20 protein-coding genes and 1 pseudogene are annotated in these 20,061 nt (G+C 69.2%); 7 read left to right on the top strand and 14 right to left on the bottom strand.

Going from position 1 to position 20,061, the window contains the following annotated elements; all coding sequences use genetic code 11:
• Positions 1 to 33 precede the first annotated feature (33 nt).
• The 4 genes and pseudogenes from EH199_RS25070 to EH199_RS12745 form a co-directional block, all read right to left on the bottom strand.
• A pseudogene (locus EH199_RS25070) lies at positions 34 to 453 on the bottom strand (DUF2155 domain-containing protein); the annotation flags it as partial.
• 16 nt (positions 454 to 469) lie between these two features.
• Positions 470 to 880, bottom strand: a complete 411-nt coding sequence (locus EH199_RS12735; RefSeq protein ID WP_124809670.1) for an NADH:ubiquinone oxidoreductase subunit NDUFA12 — start codon at positions 878 to 880, stop codon at positions 470 to 472.
• 143 nt (positions 881 to 1,023) lie between these two features.
• On the bottom strand, positions 1,024 to 1,527 hold the full coding sequence (locus tag EH199_RS12740; RefSeq protein ID WP_124809671.1) for a DUF192 domain-containing protein: 504 nt from the start codon (positions 1,525 to 1,527) through the stop codon (positions 1,024 to 1,026).
• Entirely contained in the window at positions 1,511 to 2,086 is a 576-nt protein-coding gene (locus EH199_RS12745) for a regulatory protein RecX (protein WP_124809672.1), read from the bottom strand. The genes EH199_RS12740 and EH199_RS12745 overlap by 17 nt, the downstream gene beginning before the upstream one ends.
• A gap of 146 nt (positions 2,087 to 2,232) precedes the next feature.
• On the opposite strand from EH199_RS12745, the gene EH199_RS12750 reads away from it, so the two are divergent.
• The gene (locus EH199_RS12750) at positions 2,233 to 3,990 is read left to right on the top strand and encodes a fatty acyl-AMP ligase (RefSeq protein WP_124809673.1); all 1,758 of its coding nucleotides are present in this window, start codon (positions 2,233 to 2,235) and stop codon (positions 3,988 to 3,990) included.
• 133 nt (positions 3,991 to 4,123) lie between these two features.
• Here EH199_RS12750 and EH199_RS12755 read toward each other — a convergent pair whose 3' ends face one another.
• Both EH199_RS12755 and EH199_RS12760 read right to left on the bottom strand, forming a co-directional pair.
• Positions 4,124 to 4,747 carry a ParB-like protein gene (locus EH199_RS12755; RefSeq protein ID WP_223806647.1) on the bottom strand — a complete coding sequence of 208 codons (624 nt, stop codon included), beginning with the start codon at positions 4,745 to 4,747 and terminating at the stop codon, positions 4,124 to 4,126.
• Positions 4,748 to 4,749: 2 nt separating this feature from the next.
• A complete protein-coding gene (locus tag EH199_RS12760) occupies positions 4,750 to 6,357 on the bottom strand; it encodes a SulP family inorganic anion transporter (protein WP_223806654.1) in 1,608 nt (535 codons plus the stop codon).
• A 171-nt stretch (positions 6,358 to 6,528) separates the two neighbouring features.
• On the opposite strand from EH199_RS12760, the gene EH199_RS12765 reads away from it, so the two are divergent.
• Genes EH199_RS12765 through EH199_RS12775 form a run of 3 tightly spaced genes read left to right on the top strand, consistent with a single transcriptional unit; the run spans position 6,529 to position 8,845 of the window.
• The gene (locus tag EH199_RS12765; protein ID WP_124809675.1) at positions 6,529 to 7,734 is read left to right on the top strand and encodes a toxic anion resistance protein; all 1,206 of its coding nucleotides are present in this window, start codon (positions 6,529 to 6,531) and stop codon (positions 7,732 to 7,734) included.
• Positions 7,735 to 7,745: 11 nt separating this feature from the next.
• Complete coding sequence (locus EH199_RS12770; RefSeq protein WP_124809676.1) at positions 7,746 to 8,540, top strand: hypothetical protein; 795 nt, start codon at positions 7,746 to 7,748, stop codon at positions 8,538 to 8,540.
• Complete coding sequence (locus tag EH199_RS12775; protein ID WP_124809677.1) at positions 8,540 to 8,845, top strand: polyhydroxyalkanoic acid system family protein; 306 nt, start codon at positions 8,540 to 8,542, stop codon at positions 8,843 to 8,845. Before EH199_RS12770 ends, EH199_RS12775 begins: the two co-directional genes overlap by 1 nt.
• Positions 8,846 to 8,876: 31 nt before the next feature.
• Here EH199_RS12775 and EH199_RS12780 read toward each other — a convergent pair whose 3' ends face one another.
• Both EH199_RS12780 and EH199_RS12785 read right to left on the bottom strand, forming a co-directional pair.
• Positions 8,877 to 9,320: a DUF2721 domain-containing protein gene (locus EH199_RS12780; RefSeq protein WP_124809678.1), complete on the bottom strand. Its 444-nt coding sequence runs from the start codon at positions 9,318 to 9,320 to the stop codon at positions 8,877 to 8,879.
• Between the two features lie 94 nt (positions 9,321 to 9,414).
• On the bottom strand, positions 9,415 to 10,188 hold the full coding sequence (locus EH199_RS12785) for a TonB family protein (RefSeq protein WP_223806648.1): 774 nt from the start codon (positions 10,186 to 10,188) through the stop codon (positions 9,415 to 9,417).
• Between the two features lie 114 nt (positions 10,189 to 10,302).
• Between EH199_RS12785 and EH199_RS12790 the strand changes: the two genes are divergently transcribed.
• Positions 10,303 to 10,644, top strand: coding sequence for a response regulator (locus EH199_RS12790; RefSeq protein WP_158453931.1), 342 nt, complete (start codon positions 10,303 to 10,305; stop codon positions 10,642 to 10,644).
• A gap of 27 nt (positions 10,645 to 10,671) precedes the next feature.
• Here the strand turns inward: EH199_RS12790 and fdhD are convergent, their stop codons facing one another.
• The 6 genes from fdhD to EH199_RS12820 all read right to left on the bottom strand — a co-directional run bounded on the left by fdhD (position 10,672) and on the right by EH199_RS12820 (position 17,147).
• Positions 10,672 to 11,460 carry a formate dehydrogenase accessory sulfurtransferase FdhD gene (gene fdhD / locus EH199_RS12795; RefSeq protein WP_124809680.1) on the bottom strand — a complete coding sequence of 263 codons (789 nt, stop codon included), beginning with the start codon at positions 11,458 to 11,460 and terminating at the stop codon, positions 10,672 to 10,674.
• Positions 11,460 to 11,687 carry a formate dehydrogenase subunit delta gene (locus EH199_RS12800; protein WP_223806649.1) on the bottom strand — a complete coding sequence of 76 codons (228 nt, stop codon included), beginning with the start codon at positions 11,685 to 11,687 and terminating at the stop codon, positions 11,460 to 11,462. The genes fdhD and EH199_RS12800 overlap by 1 nt, the downstream gene beginning before the upstream one ends.
• Positions 11,684 to 14,536: a formate dehydrogenase subunit alpha gene (gene fdhF, locus EH199_RS12805; protein ID WP_124809681.1), complete on the bottom strand. Its 2,853-nt coding sequence runs from the start codon at positions 14,534 to 14,536 to the stop codon at positions 11,684 to 11,686. The genes EH199_RS12800 and fdhF overlap by 4 nt, the downstream gene beginning before the upstream one ends.
• Positions 14,526 to 15,059 (bottom strand): molybdenum cofactor guanylyltransferase, encoded by a 534-nt coding sequence (locus EH199_RS12810; protein WP_124809682.1) that lies wholly within the window; start codon positions 15,057 to 15,059, stop codon positions 14,526 to 14,528. The genes fdhF and EH199_RS12810 overlap by 11 nt, the downstream gene beginning before the upstream one ends.
• A gap of 124 nt (positions 15,060 to 15,183) precedes the next feature.
• Complete coding sequence (locus EH199_RS12815) at positions 15,184 to 16,737, bottom strand: NADH-ubiquinone oxidoreductase-F iron-sulfur binding region domain-containing protein (protein ID WP_124809683.1); 1,554 nt, start codon at positions 16,735 to 16,737, stop codon at positions 15,184 to 15,186.
• A complete protein-coding gene (locus tag EH199_RS12820) occupies positions 16,734 to 17,147 on the bottom strand; it encodes an NAD(P)H-dependent oxidoreductase subunit E (protein WP_124809684.1) in 414 nt (137 codons plus the stop codon). The genes EH199_RS12815 and EH199_RS12820 overlap by 4 nt, the downstream gene beginning before the upstream one ends.
• A 266-nt stretch (positions 17,148 to 17,413) precedes the next feature.
• Between EH199_RS12820 and EH199_RS12825 the strand changes: the two genes are divergently transcribed.
• On the top strand, positions 17,414 to 18,898 hold the full coding sequence (locus EH199_RS12825) for a phosphomannomutase (RefSeq protein ID WP_124809685.1): 1,485 nt from the start codon (positions 17,414 to 17,416) through the stop codon (positions 18,896 to 18,898).
• Positions 18,899 to 19,004: 106 nt separating this feature from the next.
• Positions 19,005 to 20,060 carry a biotin synthase BioB gene (bioB, locus tag EH199_RS12830; protein ID WP_124809686.1) on the top strand — a complete coding sequence of 352 codons (1,056 nt, stop codon included), beginning with the start codon at positions 19,005 to 19,007 and terminating at the stop codon, positions 20,058 to 20,060.
• The last annotated feature ends 1 nt before the right edge of the window (position 20,061 follow it).

The following is a 20,061-nucleotide window of genomic DNA, read 5'->3' on the forward strand; positions in this document are numbered from 1 at the left end:
CGGGTGCTCGACGACGTTGAGCGAGGGCGAGTTCTTGAACAGCCAGCCCGAAAAGATCTTGTGCCACGCCAGCTTTTCCTGGGTGGTCGCGCGCTCTTCCACGAACAGCTGGACGAAGGCACCGGTTTCCTGCGGGTCTTCCCACGGCGCGGTGCGCTCGCAGGTGGCCAGCTTGACGATCGCGTTGCCGATGCGGCGCGATTCGCCCGTCTTCATCACCAGCACCTGCGTGATGTTGTTGCGTTTGTTGAGGAAGCCCAGCGTGGCCACGCGGTCCTTGACCGGCGTGCCGTATTCGCTTTCGACCACGCCGCCCGATCCAGCCGCCGCCGGCGCGCCGGTTTCGGTCGCTTCGGGCGGGGGCGCGGCTTCGGGCTGGCGCTGGCACCCGCCAAGACCCGCCAGCGCCGCGCAGGCGGCAAGCGGAAGCAGCGGCCGGGAAAGACGGTTCATCGGGGCCGGACGGCGCTTATTCCGGAGACCAGGCTTCGTAGTCGCCGGTCGCGGGCGCGCGCTTGCCGCCGCGTTCCAGCGCGCCCTGCGGCCGATAGGCCAGCGCGGTGCCGGTGGCGTTGGGCGTGTAGTCCGCTTCCCAGATGCGCGGCGGCGGCAGATTGCTTTCGGGCACGCCGTCGAAGCCGCCGTGGAGCCAGCCATGCCATTCGGCGGGCACGCGGCTGGCATCGTTGGCGCCATCGTAGATCACCCAGCGGCGTTCCTCGCCCGCGCGCGGATGGCCGGCGGGATAGGGCTTGCGCGAGCGATAGTACTTGTTGCCCTGCGCGTCGGTGCCCACCAGCTCGCCCTTCAGCGAACTGTCGAGCAGGGTGCCGATGGTGGCGCCGTCCCACCAGGTGAAGATCTTGCCGAGAAAGCTCATGGTGCCGTCATCTTTCGCGAGGGTGGGGGCCGCTTAGCCCCTGAGGGGGGGATTCCGCAAGCCGGGATAGGCCCCTTTTCACGGCTTGCCCCCACGGCAAATGGTCGAAACGGCCATCGTCGGAACCGGGCGGCGGCCTGACCCTACCACTCCACCTTGTCGCCCGGTTTGATTCCCAGTTCCGCCGCGCGGCCGCCGTTCAGTTCGAGCACGCCCGCGGCGATGCCGTCCGAGGGCAGCGAGGTCAGGTCATAAGGCACCGCATTGGCGGCGATATTCAGAATGCGCCGGTCCGGGCCGATGAAGATGATGTCGAGCGGGATGACCGTGTTCTTCATCCAGAACGCGGCGTCGCGCGGCGGGTCCATCGGGAAGATCATGCCTTCGTCCGCGCCCATCGCGGTGCGGAACATCAGGCCCTGCGCCTGTTCCTCACTGGTGCGGGCCACTTCGACGCGGAAGGTGTGCGGTCCTTTGGCCCCGTTGACCGTGAGCGTGACGACCGGCAGGCCGGAAACCGGATGCGTCGCCGGCGCCGAAGCGGCGGGCCGCGCGGCGCTTTTTCCGCCCGTATCCGCCGCAACGGGGGAGCAGCCGATCACGGCCACGGTGCACGCCAGTGCGGCGGTCTTAATCCAGAATTTCATCGACCCATTCTTCCGCTGCCTCGATGCTAGGCTCATCGACCAGTCGGCGCGCGTATGCAAGGGGGTGCCCGGCGCGCAGCAGCGCGGCGACCTGCCGTTCGCGCCGGGCCGGATCGATCTTCGGTCCGTCCGTTCCCCGATCCTCGCCCCACGGGCCGAAGCGCCGCTTGCGCGCCATGACCAGCGCGGCGTGGCGGCGATCGCGCTCCGATCCGCGCGCCTCCGCGCGCACGTCCTCGGCAATGCCCGCGTGCCCCAGCGCCTGGTCGATCCGCCGCGCGCCATAGCCGCGCCGCAGCAGGCCCTGCGCCTTCGCCCGCGCATAGCCGGCATCGTCGACATAGCCCGCGCGCACGAACCGCGCGACCAGCCCGTCCACGTCGGGCGGAGCGGCGCCATCCCAGCCGCGTTCGCGCAGCTTGCGCGCCAGATAGGCGGCGAGCTTGCCCGCGCTGGTGGCGAAGCGCGCGACATAGGCGAGCGCCATCTCCTCCATCCGCGCCGGATCGAGCGGTTTGGGCGGCCGTTTGCGCCGGTCTGGAACACCTTGCGGATTCATCGCGCCACATTCGTGCCACAGTCAGGATTAAATGAGAACGTCCGCACCCGTACCCCGCGCAGGGGAACCGGGACACAGTCATGGGCCGTTCACCTGCCGGAGCAGAAACGCCCGGCAGGAAAAAGACAGAGAAACCGGGGTATCGCATGACCGTTACGGACGCCGTTGTGGAGAAGGCGGCTCTCGTTCCCACGCCGAACGACGATGCATTGCCGCGCCGCTATTCCGATTTCGACACCTTCTGCGATGCGCTGGACTATGTCGCGCAGGGCGAGAAGGGCCTCAATTTCCACGATCCGCGTGGCACGCTGACCCGCCCCTACCCTTACGCCGAACTGCGCGCCGACGCGCTGGCGGCGGCCGGCCGGCTGCTGGCCATGGGCGTGAAACCGGGCGACCGGATCGCGCTGGTCGCCGAAACCGGCCCCGATTTCGCGGCGCTGTTCTGCGGCACGATCTATGCCGGCGCCTGGCCGGTGCCGCTGCCGCTGCCGACCAGCTTCGGCGGCAAGGACAGCTATATCGACCAGCTCGCGGTCCAGCTCGCCAGCTCGGACCCGCTGATGCTGCTGTTCCCGGGCGAAATCGCGGCCATGGCCGGCGAGGCCGCCGCGCGGCAGGGCTGCAAGGGCCTGTCGTGGGACGAATTCCACGCCGGCCCGGTTTCGGACCAGCCGCTGCCGCCGGCCGATCCCGACGCGATCTGCTATCTCCAGTATTCGAGCGGCTCGACGCGTTTCCCGCACGGCGTGGCGGTGACGCACCGCGCGCTGCTGGCGAACCTGGCCGGCCACGCGCACGGCATGGGCATCACCACGCCCGACCGCTGCATCTCGTGGCTGCCGTGGTATCACGACATGGGGCTGGTCGGCTGCTTCCTGTCGCCGATCGCCAACCAGGTTTCGGTGGACTACCTCAAGACCGAGGACTTCGCGCGGCGCCCGCTCGCCTGGCTCGATCTCATCAGCCGCAATCCGGGCACCACGCTCTCCTATTCGCCCACCTTCGGCTATGACATCTGCGCCCGCCGCATTTCCAGCCAGAGCCACGTGTCCGAACGCTTTGACCTGTCGCGCTGGCGCGTGGCGGGCAACGGCGCGGACATGATCCGGCCCGACGTGATGCAGAACTTCGTCAACGCCTTCGCCGAGGCCGGGTTCAAGGCCAGCGCCTTCCTGCCCAGCTATGGCCTCGCCGAAGCGACGCTGGCGGTGACGATCATGCCGCCGGGCGAAGGCATCCGCGTGGAACTGGTCGAGGAAGAGCGCCTGTCCGGCTGCCCGCGCGACCTGTCGCGCCCCGCGCGCTACCGCGCCATCGTCAACTGCGGCGTGCCGGTGAAGGGCATGGACCTCGCGATTCGCGGCGAAAACGGCGGCGCGCTGGCCCACCATCACATCGGCAAGGTGTGGTGCCGCGGCTCGTCGGTGATGCACAGCTATTTCCGCGATCCCGAATCGACCGATGCCTGCCTGGTCGATGGCTGGCTCGATACCGGTGACATGGGCTACCTCAATGCCGAGGGCTACCTGTTCATCGTCGGCCGCGCCAAGGACATGATCATCATCAACGGCAAGAACCACTGGCCGCAGGACATCGAATGGGCGGTGGAACAGCTGCCGGGCTTCCACCAGGGCGATATCGCCGCCTTCTCGGTGGAAACCGAGAACGGTGAGGAAGCGCCGGCGGTGCTGGTCCACTGCCGCGTCTCCGACCCGGTGGAGCGGGTGAAGCTGCGCGACCAGATCCGCGAGAAGGTCCGCTCGATCACCGGCATGAACTGCGTGGTGGAACTCGTCCCCCCGCGCACCCTGCCGCGCACCAGCTCTGGCAAGCTCAGCCGCGCCAAGGCCAAGAAGCTCTATCTGGCGGGCGAGATCGAACCCTACCGGCTGGCGGCCTGAGGGCTGGAAGCGAGGGGTTCCCACCCCCGACCCCTCCCGCAAGCGGGAGGGGAGCGAGGCTTGCGCCGCCGCAGGCGGTGTTAGCCGCAGCGGGGTGGGCTTTCCGCGCTCCGGGTCTGCAAGCGATACGTTCCTATTCTTCCACCCCCGCGAACCCAGGTAAATACGCCGCCTCGTGCGAGTGCACCGCGTCCAGCGCCTTGGCCAGCGCGCGGGGGTAGTGGCGGGCGATCTGCCTGGTCGACACGCGGCTGCGCAGGAAATCGGCCCAGAGGAATTCGGCATAGGGCGTGGGCGACTTGGCGTAGCCGCCGGCGCGGCGGACTTCGCCGGCCAGCGAGCGGTAAGGGTCGTCGGCCAGATCGTCGAGCCGCTTGGGCAGGGCCTTCAGCGGCTGCCGCTGTCCCTTGGCGTCATAGGGATGCAGCCAGTTGCGGTTGTCGAGGAAGGTCAGGAACCGGTCGCGCGGGAGGTGATCGAGCTTGGCGACGACGCTGACCAGCACGTGCTCCACCCCTTCGCGCAGCAGCGCCAGCGCCAGGTGGTGGTGATCGATCAGCCACGGCACCTGCTTCGGCCCGATTACCACCGGGATCATGTGCCGGCCCAGGTATTCGCCGCCCGCTTCCGCCACCTGCTGCCGCCAGGCGTGCTGCTTGCGCTCGACCTCGATGAAGCCGACCGTCATCTGCGTGGGCCGCAGCCGCCGCAGTTCGACCGGATGGAGCAGCGGTTCTATCCTCTGGGCCATCGCCATCGTCATTGCTCCCGCATTGCTTGCGCCACCGCGTCGGCGACGCTGAACGTACCCGTGGCGGCCACGCCGTCCAGCCCGCTGGCCGTCAGCACGGCGCGGGCGCGATCGTGCAGCCGGGCGAGGATCACGCGGCGGCCCGCCTTGCCCTCGGCGCCCACGAATTCACCCAGCGCCTCGACCGCGGTGCTGTCGAGGTCGGCGCTCTGTTCCAGGCTGAGCACGACGGTATGGGGGCCGTCGCGCGCCGCCATCCGCGCCACTTCCGCCAGCGCACCTTCGGCGTTGGCGAAGAACAGCGGCGCGTTGGGGCGGTAGATGCCCACGCCGGGCAGGCCGCGCGCATCGGCGTGCTGGCGCATGTCGACGAAATCGTGCCCGTCGCCCACGCGCCCCAGCGCGCTGATGCGCGGGCGCGCATACGTGTGGAGCAGCGCGGCGACCGAGAGCGCCACCGCCGCCAGCATCCCGTTGAGCACGCCCAGCGTCAGCACGCCCAGCGCCGCACCCACCGCGATCCACTGGTCGCGGTCCAGCCGGAACAGGCGCACGAGCGGCCCTGGCGACAGCGCGTGGGCCAGCGCGGCGATCACTACGGCCGCCAGCACCGGTTCGGGAATCGCCGCGATCAGGCCGGTGGCGAACAGCGCCAGCAGCAGCACCGCCAGCGCCGCCGTCAGCGCGGTGAGGCGCGAGTGCGCGCCCGCCGCCTCGCTCGCCGCGCCGGCGGAAAAGCCCGCGCCCACGGGCATCCCGCGCACCAGCGCCGAGGCCATGTTGGCCACCCCCAGCGCGACGAGTTCGCGGTTTGATTCGATCGCATCGCCGTGGCGCAGGGCCATGGTGCGGATCGTGCCCCAGCTTTCGGCGAAGAGGATCAGCGCGATCGGCACCGCCAGCTGCGCCATCCGCGCCCAGTCGCCCGGCGCCAGCACGGGCACGTCGAAGGCGGGCGCGCTCAGCCGGATCGTGCCCGCCAGCGCGACGCCGTGCGCCGAGAGGTCCAGCCCCACGCTGGCGAGAATGCCCGCCGCCAGCACCGCCAGCGTCACCGGCACGCGCGGCCAGCGCGCCCGCACCAGGACCAGCAGCGTCAGCGCGGCCAGGCCGATCAAGGCGCTGGCGGGATTGGCCCGGCGCAGCCCGCCCGCGATCTCCGCCGCCATGGCCGCGATGTTGCCCGCCGCGATACCGGCGATGCCCAGCAGCTTGGGCAATTGCCGGATGACGATGGTGATGGCGAGGCCGAAGGCGAAGCCGCGCAGCACCGCGCGCGAGACGAAGGCGGACAGGCTGCCCAGCCGGAACAGCGCCGCGCCCAGGAAGATCAGCCCGGTCATGCCCACCAGCACCGTCGCCAGCACCGCGCGCGTGGCGGCATCGCCTGGCAGGCTGGCCAGCGCGGCGGCCAGGATCGCGGCGGACGAGGACGTGGGCGAAACCACGGCGAAGCGGCTGCGCCCGACCAGCGCATAGGCGAACCCGCCGGCGATTCCGGCGGCCAGCGCCCGCGCCGGGTCCAGCCCGGCGATGCCGGCATAGGCCACGCCTTCGGGAATCATCAGCCCCGCCACGGCCAGCCCGGCGACAAGGTCTTTCGGATCGAAGCTGATCGCTGTTCCCTCCTTGGCCGCCGGTGCGCTTCATCGCTACGCCCGTTCGGGCGCAAGGTCGATACGGCTTCGCAGCCGGTGAGGCTGTGTTATTTGCATAATACAGCTTGCGTGACGGAACGGCTTTCCCCATCTATCGTGGCATAACCGCCCTCAACGAGCGAAACGACCATGGCCACGACACCCACCGAAACCATCAGCCCGATCACCCTGACCCCGCCCGATCCGGTGCCGGTCGTCGCGCCCGCGCAGGCGGCGGGCCTGGTGCCCGTGTCCGACGAGAACCGCGGCAAGCTGGAAGCCAAGGTCGATGCCTTCGTCGCCGATCTGGTCGCGCAGGACGCGGCCAGCCCCGAATTCGGCAAGCGGGTGGATCAGCTTACCAACATGGGCCGCAAGGAAATCGTGGCGGCCGCGGGCATGTCGAACCGCTTTCTCGACCGGCCGATTCGGGCGATGGACAAGGACAGCGGCGTCGGCGCCGATCTCGCCCAGTTGCGCCGGACGGTGGAGGACCTCGATCCCGGCCGGCAGGGCAATCTCTCCTCGCCGCGCAAGTTCCTCGGCATCATCCCGTTCGGCAACAAGCTGAAGAACTACTTCGACGGCTACACCTCGGCGCAGGGGCACATCAAGTCGATCCTCGACCGGCTCGCCTCGGGCAAGGACGAGCTGCTGATGGACAATGCCGCGATCGACGTGGAGCGGCAGAAGCTGTGGGAAGCCATGGGCAACCTGGAGCAGATGATCCACATCTCGAAGACACTGGACCAGAAGCTGGAGGACGCCGCCAACGACCTCGACGCGACCGATCCGGCCAAGGCCAAGGCGATCCGCGAATCCGCGCTGTTCTATACCCGCCAGCGCACGCAGGACCTGCTGACGCAGATGGCGGTGACGGTGCAGGGCTATCTCGCGCTCGATCTGGTCAAGAAGAACAACGTCGAACTGGTCAAGGGCGTCGATCGCGCCAGCACCACCACGGTCGCCGCGCTGCGCACCGCCGTTACCGTGGCGCAGGCGATGACCAACCAGCGGCTGGTGCTGCAGCAGATCACCGCGCTGAACACGACGACCGCCAACATCATCGATTCCACCGGCAAGCTGCTGCGCGAACAGACCGGCAAGATTCACGAGATGGCCGCTTCCAGCACGATCCCGCTGGAAACGCTGCAGCGTGCGTTCCAGAACATCTACGACACGATGGACACCATCGACACGTTCAAGCTGAAAGCGCTCGACGCGATGAAGCAGACGGTGACGACACTTTCGGGCGAGGTCGAGAAATCCAAGGGCTATATCGCGCGGGCCGAAGGCGCTTCGCAGGCCAAGCTCGCCGGCCCCGAAACCTCGCCGCTGCTGAGCCTTGAAGGCTGATGGACCGGACGATGGCCGGCGAATCGCATGACAGTCAGCGCATTCTGACCGAAGCACGGGCTTCGCTGGTCCGCCAGCAGGCCGGCGGGCGGCGCGTGGGCGGGCGCTCGATCGGGCAGCGTTCGGCCGAGATGAAGCGCCAGCATGTCGCGCGCAAGGCGGCGCGCATGGCCATGGCGGTGGGCGTGATCCTGGTCGCGGCGATGGGCGTGGGCCTGGCCATCGACGGGATCGGCGTGACCGGCCTGATGCTGATGGTGCTGACGATCGCGGCGGCGCTGTTCTTCTTCGGCCGCTATCCGCGCCTGAAAGTGCCCGATCTGGCCGCGCTGAACACCGGCAACGTCCGTTCGATGGTGGGGCGCACCGAACTGTGGCTGGAAGCGCAGCGCCCGGCCCTGCCCGCGCCGGCCGTGCTGCTTGTCGACCAGATCGGCGTGCAGCTGGACGGGCTGGGGGTGCAACTGGAAGGGATCGACCCGGCCGAACCCGCCGTCGCCGAAGTGCGCAAGCTGGTGGGCGAACACCTGCCGGGCATGGTCGAAAGCTATCGCCGCATTCCCGCGCACCTGAAGCGGGAGGAACGCGGCGGGCGCAACGCCGATCAGCAGCTGGCCGATGGTCTGGGCAAGATCAGCCGCGAGATCGACGAGATCACGCGCAAGCTGGCCGCCGGCGACATCGACGATCTGGCCGTGCGGGGACGCTACCTTGACTACCGCTATGGCGAAGGGCTGGGAGAGGCCGATGCGGCGCCCCAATTGGCCGCGCCTGTTACCCCCGCCGCCCCGCCGGAGAACACCTGATGCGCGTCGCCATTCCCCATTCGCTCGGCAAGGACGAAGTGCGGCGCCGGATGCAGGAAAAGGCCGGCAAGGCTTCGGCCAAGGCCAGCGATCTGCTGGGCAGCCTGGCCTCTGTCGACATGGCCTGGCGCGACGAGGACCATCTGGCGATGGACGTCTCGGCCATGGGCTTCACCGTCCCCTGCGCGGTCACGCTGGAAGAGGCGGAACTGGTGATCGACGTGACCATGCCCGATGGCCTCGGCTTCGCGCGGCGGATGATCGAGGGTGTGATCCGCGAAAAGGGCGAGAAGCTGCTGGCGTAGAAAGACCGCGATCAGGCCGCGTCATCGCCGCTCACAGATCGCGGCGTTCCAGTTCCAGCAGTTCCTGCGGCAGCCGCAGCGTCTGCGCCACCAGCCGGGTTTCGAGCAGCAGGTAGATCAGCGCCACCATCAGCAGGGCGATGGCAAGGAAGAACGTGACGCTGGTAACGTGGCGCAGCTCGAACCCGTTGATATCGCCGATGAACAGCGTGCCGACGGTGACCCCGATGGCCAGCCCCGAGCAGACCAGCAGCAGCAGGGCGTGGCCGATCAGCTGGATGCGCCGGTCGACATAGCGCAGTTCCACCACGACGCGATCGTGCTCCGCCCCGTGCGTTTCGGCGTGCAGCTTCTGCAGCGCGCGCGAACGGTCGACGATCCGGCCCAGCCGCGTGGTCAGGATGTTCATGATGTTGCCGATCGCCACCAGCACGAAGACCGGGGCGAGCGCGAGCTGGATGGTCTGGGCGATCATGGACCCAGTTTCGCGGCAAGCGCGCCGCGCCGCAAGGGGTGGGGATACGAATTACCGGGCCCCCGCCCCGCCCGGCGCCGGGATAATCCGGGGATCAGGGCGCGAAGAAGCGCTGCTCCCAGCCGTAGACCGATTCCAGCGGATCGCCATTCTGGTCCAGCGCCGGGCGGAACCGGAAGCGGTCGATGGCAAGGCGGCAGGTGATGCCATCCGCCTCGGGATCGCCGCTGCGCTTGCGCACCGTGCAGCCTTTCACCCGGCCATCGGTTCCGACGACCAGCGCGACGATCACGCTGGTGCCCAGCCGGCTGGCGCGCGAGGCGGCGGGGTAATCGCGCGTGGAGGTGATGTCACCGGCGATCTTGACCGCCTTCTGCGCCACAAAGCGCCCGCCCGCGCCGTCGCCGTTGCCACCGCTGCCCGTGCCGCCGCCCGCCGTTCCCCCGCCGGTGCCAGCGCCCGCCGCGGTGGCGCCGGAGCGGGTATCGTTGCCCGTCGACGCGGCCGGCGCGGCCGGCGGCGCCGTGTTGGGGATTCTGGCGGGGGCGGCCACGATCTCGCGCGGTTTCGCCTTGCGGCCCGATGCCCCTTCCGCCCCTTCGGGCTCGGTGGTCGTGGCGGTCGCCGATGGTGGCGGGTTGTCGAGAGGAACGTCGTAAGCGGCCACGACAGATTCGAGCCCCGCCTCGCGCAGCACGGCGGGAAGGCCGCCGAACGCCCGCACCACCGCCCAGATCGCCACCGCGTGCAGCACGGCCACGCCCAGAGCCACGCCCAGCCGCGCCCGGCCATCCAGCCCCGGTGCCGTGTCGAAACGGGCCGGAGCGGAAGGGGCCGAGGCCGTCGGCGGGGTTGCGGGCGGACTCATGTTAATGCTGTGGACCCTCATATGTTAGTCACCCAATGGGATTGTATCCGTTTTCATCGCAATGCAGTATCCCTCCGGAACGGGGACGCGGCGACGACCGCCAGGGGAACAGACATGCGCGTGCTGGTGGTCGAAGATGAGCCGTTGCTCGCCATGATGCTGGAAGAAAGCCTGATCGATCTGGGGCATCAGGTGGTCGGGCCGGCCGCCAGCGCCGAACACGCGCTGAGGCTGCTGACGAACAACCCGGTGGAGGCGGCGCTGCTGGACTTCTCGCTGGGCAGCGACGGCAATTCGGTTCCCGTCGCGCTGCAGTTGCGCGACGCCGGCATTCCGTTCTGCTATCTCAGCGGCCATGCCACGCTGGATGCCGGCACGGGAGCGCCCGATGCGCCGCTGCTGTCCAAGCCGGTTTCGATGGCGGCTCTGGAAGACGCGCTGGCGCGCATGGCCTGAAGAGGCGGCCGGCCAGGATGTGGCCGGTCAGGATTCGAGCAGGCTGTCTCCGCGCGCAAGGCTGTACAGCCGCAGCCCGTGCGACGCGGCGCGCTCCGCCGCCATGGTCGATGCGGCCGAGACGGTGACCAGCAGCGGAACATTGGCGATCACCGCCTTCTGCACCAGTTCATAGCTGCACCGCGCGGTCAGCACGACGAAGCCCGTGGCGGGGGATAGCCCCTGGCGCGCCAGCGCGCCGATCAGCTTGTCGAAGGCGTTGTGGCGGCCGACATCCTCGCGCGCGGCCAGGATCGTGCCATCGGGCGCGCAGAACGCGGCGGCGTGGGCGGCGCGCGTCGCCTGGCCCAGCGGCTGATGGTCCGGCAGCGCGGCCAGCGCGGCGAACAGCGCCGTGTCCGCCACGTCGAGCCGGGCCGTAACCTGCGGCAGCGGGCGCAGCACCTGTTCCAGGCTTTCGATCCCGCACAGGCCGCAACTGCCCTCGGCCAGCCGCAGCCGTGCGCGATCGATCAGCGGCGCGGCGCGGGACGGCGCGATCTGCACGCGCAGCATCCAGCCGCCACCGTCGATGGCGTGCGCGTCCGCCGACTCGAACTCGTCCGGCGCAGTGATGAGCTGTTCGGACAGGCAGAAGCCCAGCGCATAGTCTTCCAGATCGGTGGGCGTGGCCATCATCACCGCATAGCCGATGCCGTTGATCTCGATCGCGACCGGCGCTTCCACCGCCAGCGCGCGCTCGATGGCGCGCGGGGGCCGGCCATCGGCGAAATGTTCGCGAAACGGAAACGCGCGCGCGCCGTCCGGGCTGGACATCAGGACGCGGCGGCGGCGCCGTACTGCCCGGCCAGCCGGGCGAGGGCTTCGCGGGCGACCGGGTCCAGCCCCGCGCCATCAAGGGCGAAGGCCATGTGCTTCATGCGCGGCGTCCAGAAATCCTGGATGTGCTGCGCCACCGTGCCGACGGGATCGGGATCGAGCGCGAGGTTGCGGGCGATCTGGTTGACCATGTAGGCGAGCTTTTCCGGCGTGTGGCTGCTCATTCGGCAGCCTCCATCGCGCCGCCCTCGATCCGGCGCGAGCGGCGGGTCAGTTCCTCGTAGCCCTCCTGCCAGTCGGTGGGGCCGTTGCTGGGGGTGACCTGCACCGCCGTCACCTTGTATTCGGGGCAGTTGGTGGCCCAGTCGGAATAGTCGGTGGTGACGACGTTGGCCTGCGTCGCCGGGTGGTGGAACGTGGTATAGACGACGCCGGGCGCGACGCGGTCGGTTACCGTCACGCGCAGGGTGGTCTCGCCCGCGCGGCTGGCGAGGCGGACCCAGTCGCCCGACTTGACGCCCCGGTTCTCGGCGTCGGTCGGGTGCATTTCCAAGAGGTCCTCGGGATGCCAGGCGACGTTGGCGGTGCGCCGCGTCTGCGCGCCGACGTTGTAGTGCGAGAGGATGCGGCCGGTGGTCAGCAGCAGCGGAAAGCGCGGGCCGGTGCGTTCGTCGGTGGGCACGTAGTCGGTCACCACGAACTTGCCCTTGCCGCGCACGAAGCCATCGACGTGCATGATCGGCGATCCATCGGGCGCGGCGGCGTTGACCGGCCATTGCAGCGATCCCTCGGCATCGAGCCGGGCATAGTTGACGCCGGAGAACGTCGGCGTCAGCCGCGCGATCTCGTCCATGATCTCGGACGGGTGGGTGTAGTTCCAGTCCAGCCCGATCGCGCGCGCCAGTTCCTGCGTGACCTGCCAGTCCTCGTATCCGTTAAGGGGTTCCATCACCTTGCGCACCGGCTGGATGCGGCGTTCGGCGTTGGTGAAGGTGCCGTTCTTTTCGAGGAAGCTCGATCCCGGCAGGAACACGTGGGCGTAGTTGGCGGTCTCGTTGAGGAACAGGTCGTGGACGATCACGCATTCCATCGCGGCGAGGCCGGCCGAAACGTGCTTCGTGTCCGGGTCCGACTGGAGGATGTCCTCGCCCTGGATATAGAGCGCCTTGAACACGCCGTCGGTGGCGGCATCGAGCATGTTGGGGATGCGCAGGCCCGGTTCGGGATCGATCTTCACGCCCCATTCGGCCTCGAACAGCGCGCGTGCGCCGGCATCGGAGACATGGCGATAGCCGGGCAGTTCGTGCGGGAAGCTGCCCATGTCGCAGGCGCCCTGCACGTTGTTCTGCCCGCGCAGGGGGTTCACGCCCACGCCGCGCCGGCCGATGTTGCCCGTCGCCATGGCGAGGTTGGCGATGGCCATGACGGTGGACGAACCCTGCGAATGCTCGGTCACGCCCAGGCCGTAATAAATGGCCCCGTTGCCGCCCGTGGCGAAGAGCCGCGCCGCGCCGCGCAAGGCGTCGGCGGGAACGCCGGTGACGGGTTCGAGGAATTCGGGGCTGTGCCGCGCGTCGGACACGAAATCGGCCCAGTGGCGGTATTCGTCCCAGTCGCAGCGTTCGCGCACGAAGGCTTCGTCGGCGAGGCCTTCGGTGACGATCACGTGGGCCAGCGCGGTCAGCACCGCCACGTTGGTGCCGGGGCGCAGCGGCAGGTGGTAGTCCGCCGCGACATGGGGGCTGCGCACCAGATCGGTGCGGCGCGGATCGATCACGATCAGCTTCGCCCCCTGGCGCAGCCGCTTTTTCATGCGGCTGCCGAACACGGGGTGCCCGTCGGTGGGGTTGGCGCCGATCACCAGGATGACGTCCGAATCCTCGACCGAATCGAAGTCCTGCGTGCCGGCCGAGGTGCCGAACGTGGTCTTCAGGCCATAGCCGGTGGGCGAATGGCAGACGCGCGCGCAGGTATCGACGTTGTTGTTGCCGAACCCGGCGCGGATCAGCTTCTGGACGAGGAACGTCTCCTCGTTGGTGCAGCGGCTGGAAGTGATGCCGCCCAGCGCCTGCCGGCCGTACTTTTCCGAAATTCGCTTCAGTTCGCGCGCGGTGTGGCCCAGCGCCTCTTCCCAGCTCACTTCCCGCCAGGGTTCGTCGATGCTGGAGCGGATCATCGGCTTGAGGATGCGGTCCTGGTGCTGGGCATAGCCCCAGGCGAAGCGGCCCTTGACGCAGGAGTGGCCGCGGTTGGCCTTGCCGTCCTTCCACGGCACCATGCGCACGAGCTGTTCGCCGCGCATCTCGGCGCGGAAGGTGCAGCCCACCCCGCAATAGGCGCAGGTGGTGACGACGGCGCGTTCGGGCTTGCCGATCTCCTTCACCGCCTTTTCCTGCAAGGTAGCGGTGGGGCAGGCCTGGACGCAGGCCCCGCACGAGACGCATTCGGACGAAAGGAAGCTGTCCGAGGCGAGGCCGGCCGAGACTTTCGAGCCGAAGCCGCGCCCGTCGATGGTCAGCGCGAACGTGCCCTGCACTTCCTCGCACGCGCGCACGCAGCGTGAACAGACGATGCACTTCGACGGATCGAAATCGAAATAGGGGTTGGACGTATCGGCCGGCTGGTCGAGGTGGTTCTCGCCCGCATAGCCATAGCGCACGTCGCGCAGGCCGACTTGCGCGGCGGTATCCTGCAACTCGCAATCGTTGTTGGCGCTGCAGGTCAGGCAATCGAGCGGGTGGTCGGAAATATAGAGTTCCATCACCCCCTTGCGCAGCTTCTGCAGGCGCGGCGTCTGGGTGTGGACCGTCATCCCCTCGGCCACGGGCGTGGTGCAGGAGGCGGGCGTGCCGCGCATCCCGTCGATCTCGATCAGGCACATCCGGCACGAACCGAACTGCTTGACGTTGTCGGTGGCGCAGAGCTTGGGGATCGCGCCGCCGGTCAGCGCCGCCGCGCGCATCACGGTGGTGCCGGCAGGAACCGTGACCGCGCGCCCGTCTATGGTGCAGGTGACCTGCGTGTCGGAACGGACTTCCGGGGTGCCGAAATCGGCCTGACGCTCATAACCCATGGGATCGCCTCTCCGCGGACTCGAGATCCGCCGGTGTATTGATATTAGCAGGAAGGACAGGGAGTTGCACGGCCCGCGCGCCGATCCGCCCGGCAAAGGCGCGCATCGAATGCGTGCCGGTGCCCGCCAGCATCGCGTCGAGCGGCAAGCGGGCGCTGACCGGCCACAGCCCGATCACCGGCTGGTCCGCGCAATAGGCGGGCGAAGGGGCGAGATCGGCGGCCACGGTGCCGGCCAGCCCCGCCGCATCGACCGGGCAGGTCAGCACCGCGTCGTAGCCGGCCTCGGCCGCGTGGTGCAGCGCCGCCGCGATGCCGCCGAGCGGCCCCATGCCGGGGCGCGGGCGGTCGGGCAGGGTCGGCACCGGGGCATCCTCGCGCCCCACCACCACCACCGCGTCGCACTGCGCCTGCAGGGCTTCCACCGCGCGGGCCAGCAGGGTGCGGCCATCGAGTTCGGCCAGCGCCTTGTCGCTGCCGAAGCGCGAGGACTGCCCGCCGGCCAGGACGGCGCCCAGGATCATGGCGTGCGAGACCGGGGTTGGCGCGCATGCTTCGACAAGCTCAGCATGAACGGAGCTGGGAATGAAATTATACCCCAAACCCGCTCGCCCTGAGCCTGTCGAAGGGCGCGCGCGACGTCGCTGCTCATTCCGCCGCGTCCGCCGAAGCCACCGCCCCAAAATCCGCTCCAAAGTCTTCCGGCCAGTGCCGTAGCGCGGACAGCACGGGATAGGGCGTGAACCCGCCCAGCGCGCAGAGCGAGCCGAACTTCATCGTTTCGCACAGGTCTTCGAGCAGGGTGATCTCCTCGGCCAGCGTGCGGGCGCCCTTACGCGCGTTGTGCGTCTGGGGCAGCCGCTCCACCGCGTCGGCGGTGCGCGGGGCGCGGGCGCGGATGCGGTCGATCAGTTCCACCCCGCGCGTGCTGCCGATGCGGCAGGGCGTGCACTTGCCGCAGCTTTCCGCCGCGCAAAACTGCATGGCGAAGCGGGCCTGCGCGCTCATGTCCGCCGTGTCGTCGAACACGGTGAGGCCGGCGTGGCCGATCAGCCCGTCGGCGGCGGCGAAGCTTTCGTAATCGAACGGCAGGTGGAAATCCGACGGCGGGTGATAGGCGCCCAGCGGGCCGCCCACCTGCACCGCGCGCACCGGCCGGCCGCTGGCGGTGCCGCCGCCGACAGCGTGGACCAGTTCGCCCAGGGTGATGCCGAAGCCCACTTCGAACAGGCCGCCGTGCTTCACATTGCCGGCCAGCTGGATCGGCATCGTGCCTTTGGAGCGACCGAAGCCGACCGCCGCATAGGCCGTGCCGCCGTGCGCCAGGATCCATGGCACCGCCGCCAGCGTCAGCACGTTGTTGACCACGGTGGGCTTGCCGAACAGCCCTTCCAGCGCGGGCAGCGGCGGCTTGGCGCGCACTTCGCCGCGCTTGCCTTCCAGGCTGTTGAGCAGCGAGGTCTCCTCGCCGCAGACATAGGCGCCGGCGCCGGTGCGCACTTCCAGCACGAAGGGCGCGATGATGTGCGCGCAGGCGCGCACCGCCGCTTCCATCTTGGCGATGGCGTGCGGATATTCGCTGCGGATATAGACGTAGCCCCGGGTCGCGCCGACGGCATAGGCGGCGATCGCCATGCCCTCGATCAGCATGAAGGGATCGCCTTCCATCACCATGCGGTCGGCAAAGGTCGCGCTGTCGCCCTCGTCGGCATTGCAGACCACGTACTTCTGCGCCGCCTTCGCCTTGGCCACGGTGGTCCACTTGATCCCCGCCGGAAACCCCGCGCCGCCGCGTCCGCGCAGGCCCGATGCGGTGACTTCGGTGATCGTCGCCTCGGCGCCGATGTCGTGCGCCTTGCGCAGGCCCGCCCAGCCGCCGCTGGCGGCGTAGTCGCCCAGGTTCAGCGGCCGGGTCTTGCCGGCGCGCGCGAAGGTGAAGCGCTGCTGGCGGGCGATGAAGGGATGGTCGGCGATCGGTCCGATGCCCAGCGGGCTGGTGCCTGTGAGCACGGCCGGCACGTCGTCCACCGTCAACGGGCCGAAGCCTTCCCCGTCGATCTCGGCGAGCGGTTCCAGCCAGTGCATCCCCCAGCTCGACACCCGTTCGACGGTGCAGCCGGCCTTCGCGAACGCGGCGGCGACTTCGTCGGCCCCGCAGGCCAGCGCCAGCGCGTCATCGGAAATGCGGACCGTAACTGTCATGCCAGCGACTCCACCAGCGCGGCGAGCTTCGCGCCATCGAGCCGCGCGTGGACCTTGTCGCCCACCATCGCGTTCGGCCCCACGCTGCACAGGCCCAGGCAATAGACCGTTTCGACCTTCACGCGGTTCTGCTCGGGCAGCGCCGCCGCCAGCGCTTCCACACCGCGCGCCTGGCAGGCCTCGGCCCGGCACAGCTTCAGCACCGGCCGCGCATCCGCCTCGGCATGGAAATCATGATAGAAGCTCACCACCCCGTGCACTTCGGCGCGGCTCAGGTTCAGCGCCGCCGCAATCGCGCGCTCCGCTTCTTCCGGAACGTGCCCGAACGCTGCCTGCACATCGTGCAGGATCGGGAGCAACGCCCCCTCACGCCCCGCGTGCGCCGCGATGATCTCTGCGAACCTCTCCATACGTCGTACCCTAATGCGCGGCGTTATTGTATGCAACACATACAAATGGGGGCAAGCGTGTCGCTCGCTGGCGGTCGCCTTAGCGCGATTTTCGCCATTTTGCACAGCCGATCGGAACGATACGATCTTCGAGCCATTTCGAAATGGTAACCGGTCTGCGGCATTGCGATAGCCGTCAAGCCGGTCCATGCGGACCTGCCGCAAGTCCTTCTTTCCAGTATCAGGGCACGATGAACCAGCCAGCATCCCCTTCCGTCCAGGATCTCATGACGCAATCGGGCGTCGCCTTCGGCACCAGCGGCGCGCGCGGGCTGGTCTCCGCGATGACCGACCGGGTCTGCTACGGCTATACCCAGGGCTTCCTGCTCTATCTGGCCGGGCTGGGCGAATTCGCGCCCGGCACGCAAGTGGCGCTGGCGGGCGACCTGCGCCCCAGCACGCCGCGCATCCTGGCCGCCTGCGCCGAAGCGGTGCGCGATCTGGGGGCGGAGCCGGTGTTCTGCGGCTATGTGCCCACGCCCGCGCTGGCGCTCCACGCCTTTGCCGAGGGCATCCCCTCGCTGATGGTGACGGGCAGCCACATCCCGGCCGACCGCAACGGCATCAAGTTCTACCGCCCCGCCGGCGAAGTGCTGAAGGACGACGAGGCCGGGATGAAGGAGCAGGCGGTGACGCTGCCCGATGGCAAGTTCACCGATGACGGGATGCTCGCCGTGCCCGCGCCGCTGCCGGAGCCGGTCGATGTCGAGACCGCCTATCTCGCGCGTTATCGCGATTTCTTCGGCGCCGACGCGCTCGCCGGCCTGCGCATCGGGGTCTATCAGCATTCCGCCGTGGGGCGCGATATCGTGACCCGGATCGTCGAGGCGCTGGGCGCGGAGGCCGTGCCGCTGGGCCGCGCCGACAGCTTCATCCCGGTCGATACCGAGGCCGTGCGCCCCGAGGATATCGCGCTGGCGAAGGCCTGGGCCGCCGAACAGCCGCTCGACGCGATCGTGTCCACCGATGGCGATTCGGACCGGCCGTTGCTGGCCGACCATACCGGCACCTGGCTGCGTGGAGACGTGCTGGGCGTGCTCTGCGCGCGGGCGCTGGGGGCGGACCGCGTGGTCACCCCGGTCAGCAGCAACACCGTGCTGGAACGGTCGGGCAGCTTCGCCCACACGCTGCGCACGCGCATCGGTTCGCCCTATGTGATCGCGGCGATGAACCAGGCGCGCGCGGACGGCGGCACACGCGTCTGCGGGTACGAGGCGAACGGCGGCTTCCTGCTGGGCGATGCCATCGCGAACGACGGCGCGACGCTGACCGCGCTGCCCACGCGCGATGCGGTGCTGCCGATGCTGGCGGTGATCCACGCGGCGCGGCCGGGCAAGCTGACCGACCTGCTTGCCACCCTGCCGCCGCGCGTGACCTATTCGGACCGGTTGCAGGACTTCCCGGTCGAACACAGCAAGGCGCTGATCGCCATGCTGACCGCGGGCGACGATGCCGCGCAGAAGGCGCGGGCCGAAGCCCTGTTCGCTCCCATCGCCGGCCCGATCGCCACGATCGACCGGACCGACGGGTTCCGCATGACCTTTACCGGCGGCGCGGTGATCCACCTGCGCCCTTCGGGCAACGCGCCGGAACTGCGCTGCTATACCGAGGCCGACAGCGAGGCCGAGGCCACGGCGCTCAACCGCGCCGCGCTCGCGCTCCTGCTCGAACGGCGACCCTGGGAGACGACAGGAGCGCCGGCACGCGCCTGAAAATCCGCGCGCTTTCCACGCTGGACAACGCCCCGCTTTTTTTGAGGGCACCCCGGCCGCTTTTGGGTTAAGGGCGCGGGAATCAATCGCGTAAGGGAACCGCAGTATGCAGGACACCGCCATTCGCCCCGCAACCCGGCCGGCACCGCGCACCGACTGGACGCGCGAGGAGATCGCGGCGCTGTTCGACCTGCCGTTCACCGACCTGCTGTTCCGCGCGGCGGAAGCGCACCGGGCGCACCACCGGGCGGACGAGGTGCAGCTCTGCACGCTGCTGTCGATCAAGACCGGCGGCTGCCCCGAGGACTGCGGCTACTGCTCGCAATCGGCCTCGGCCGAAAGCGGCGTGAAGGCGACCAAGCTGATGGACGTGCAGGCCGTGCTGCAATCGGCGGCGCAGGCCAAGGATGCGGGATCGCAGCGCTTCTGCATGGGCGCGGCCTGGCGCAACCCCAAGGACCGCGACATGCCGGCGATCATCGAGATGATCAAGGGCGTGCGCCAGATGGGCATGGAAACCTGCATGACGCTGGGGATGCTCACCCCGGCGCAGACCGCGCAGCTGGCGGACGCCGGCCTCGATTACTACAACCACAACATCGATACCTCGCCCGAACGGTACGAGGAGATCACCACCACCCGCACTTTCGCCGACCGTATCGACACGCTGGCGAACGTGCGCAACGCCGGGATCAACGTCTGTTCGGGTGGTATCGTGGGCATGGGCGAGACGCGGGCCGACCGCGTGGGCTTCATCCACGCGCTGGCCACGCTGCCCGCGCATCCGGAAAGCGTGCCGGTGAACGCGCTGGTGCCGATCAAGGGCACCGTGCTGGGCGACATGCTGGCCGATACGCCGCTGGCCAAGATCGACGACATCGAGTTCGTGCGCACCGTGGCGGTGGCGCGGATCACCATGCCGCTGAGCATGGTGCGCCTGTCCGCCGGGCGCGAAAGCATGTCGGACGCGACGCAGGCGCTGTGCTTCCTGGCCGGGGCCAATTCGATCTTCACCGGTGACCGCCTGCTGACCGCGGCCAACGCCGGCGACGATGCCGACGCGGCGCTGTTCGCGCGGCTGGGCCTGAAGCCGATGGAAGGCGAGGAACCGGCCCGCGCCGCGAAAGCCGAACGCACCTGCGCCGGAGCCTGCGCCGCCTGAA

Source organism: Novosphingobium sp. LASN5T (assembly GCF_003856955.1).
Lineage (GTDB): Bacteria > Pseudomonadota > Alphaproteobacteria > Sphingomonadales > Sphingomonadaceae > Novosphingobium.

Bases quoted from the DNA above. Each gene is read 5' to 3' on its own strand.
- fdhF (WP_124809681.1), bottom strand. From the start codon at position 14,536: ATGGGTTATGAGCGTCAGGCCGATTTCGGCACCCCGGAAGTCCGTTCC.
- EH199_RS12775 (WP_124809677.1), top strand. From the start codon at position 8,540: ATGCGCGTCGCCATTCCCCATTCGCTCGGCAAGGACGAAGTGCGGCGC.
- EH199_RS12820 (WP_124809684.1), bottom strand. From the start codon at position 17,147: ATGGAGAGGTTCGCAGAGATCATCGCGGCGCACGCGGGGCGTGAGGGG.
- EH199_RS12780 (WP_124809678.1), bottom strand. From the start codon at position 9,320: ATGATCGCCCAGACCATCCAGCTCGCGCTCGCCCCGGTCTTCGTGCTG.
- fdhD (WP_124809680.1), bottom strand. From the start codon at position 11,460: ATGTCCAGCCCGGACGGCGCGCGCGCGTTTCCGTTTCGCGAACATTTC.
- EH199_RS12765 (WP_124809675.1), top strand. From the start codon at position 6,529: ATGGCCACGACACCCACCGAAACCATCAGCCCGATCACCCTGACCCCG.
- EH199_RS12790 (WP_158453931.1), top strand. From the start codon at position 10,303: ATGCGCGTGCTGGTGGTCGAAGATGAGCCGTTGCTCGCCATGATGCTG.
- EH199_RS12810 (WP_124809682.1), bottom strand. From the start codon at position 15,059: ATGATCCTGGGCGCCGTCCTGGCCGGCGGGCAGTCCTCGCGCTTCGGC.
- bioB (WP_124809686.1), top strand. From the start codon at position 19,005: ATGCAGGACACCGCCATTCGCCCCGCAACCCGGCCGGCACCGCGCACC.
- EH199_RS12770 (WP_124809676.1), top strand. From the start codon at position 7,746: ATGGCCGGCGAATCGCATGACAGTCAGCGCATTCTGACCGAAGCACGG.
- EH199_RS12785 (WP_223806648.1), bottom strand. From the start codon at position 10,188: ATGAGTCCGCCCGCAACCCCGCCGACGGCCTCGGCCCCTTCCGCTCCG.
- EH199_RS12745 (WP_124809672.1), bottom strand. From the start codon at position 2,086: ATGAATCCGCAAGGTGTTCCAGACCGGCGCAAACGGCCGCCCAAACCG.
- EH199_RS12750 (WP_124809673.1), top strand. From the start codon at position 2,233: ATGACCGTTACGGACGCCGTTGTGGAGAAGGCGGCTCTCGTTCCCACG.
- EH199_RS12735 (WP_124809670.1), bottom strand. From the start codon at position 880: ATGAGCTTTCTCGGCAAGATCTTCACCTGGTGGGACGGCGCCACCATC.
- EH199_RS12800 (WP_223806649.1), bottom strand. From the start codon at position 11,687: ATGAGCAGCCACACGCCGGAAAAGCTCGCCTACATGGTCAACCAGATC.
- EH199_RS12755 (WP_223806647.1), bottom strand. From the start codon at position 4,747: ATGGCGATGGCCCAGAGGATAGAACCGCTGCTCCATCCGGTCGAACTG.
- EH199_RS12815 (WP_124809683.1), bottom strand. From the start codon at position 16,737: ATGACAGTTACGGTCCGCATTTCCGATGACGCGCTGGCGCTGGCCTGC.
- EH199_RS12825 (WP_124809685.1), top strand. From the start codon at position 17,414: ATGACGCAATCGGGCGTCGCCTTCGGCACCAGCGGCGCGCGCGGGCTG.
- EH199_RS12740 (WP_124809671.1), bottom strand. From the start codon at position 1,527: ATGAAATTCTGGATTAAGACCGCCGCACTGGCGTGCACCGTGGCCGTG.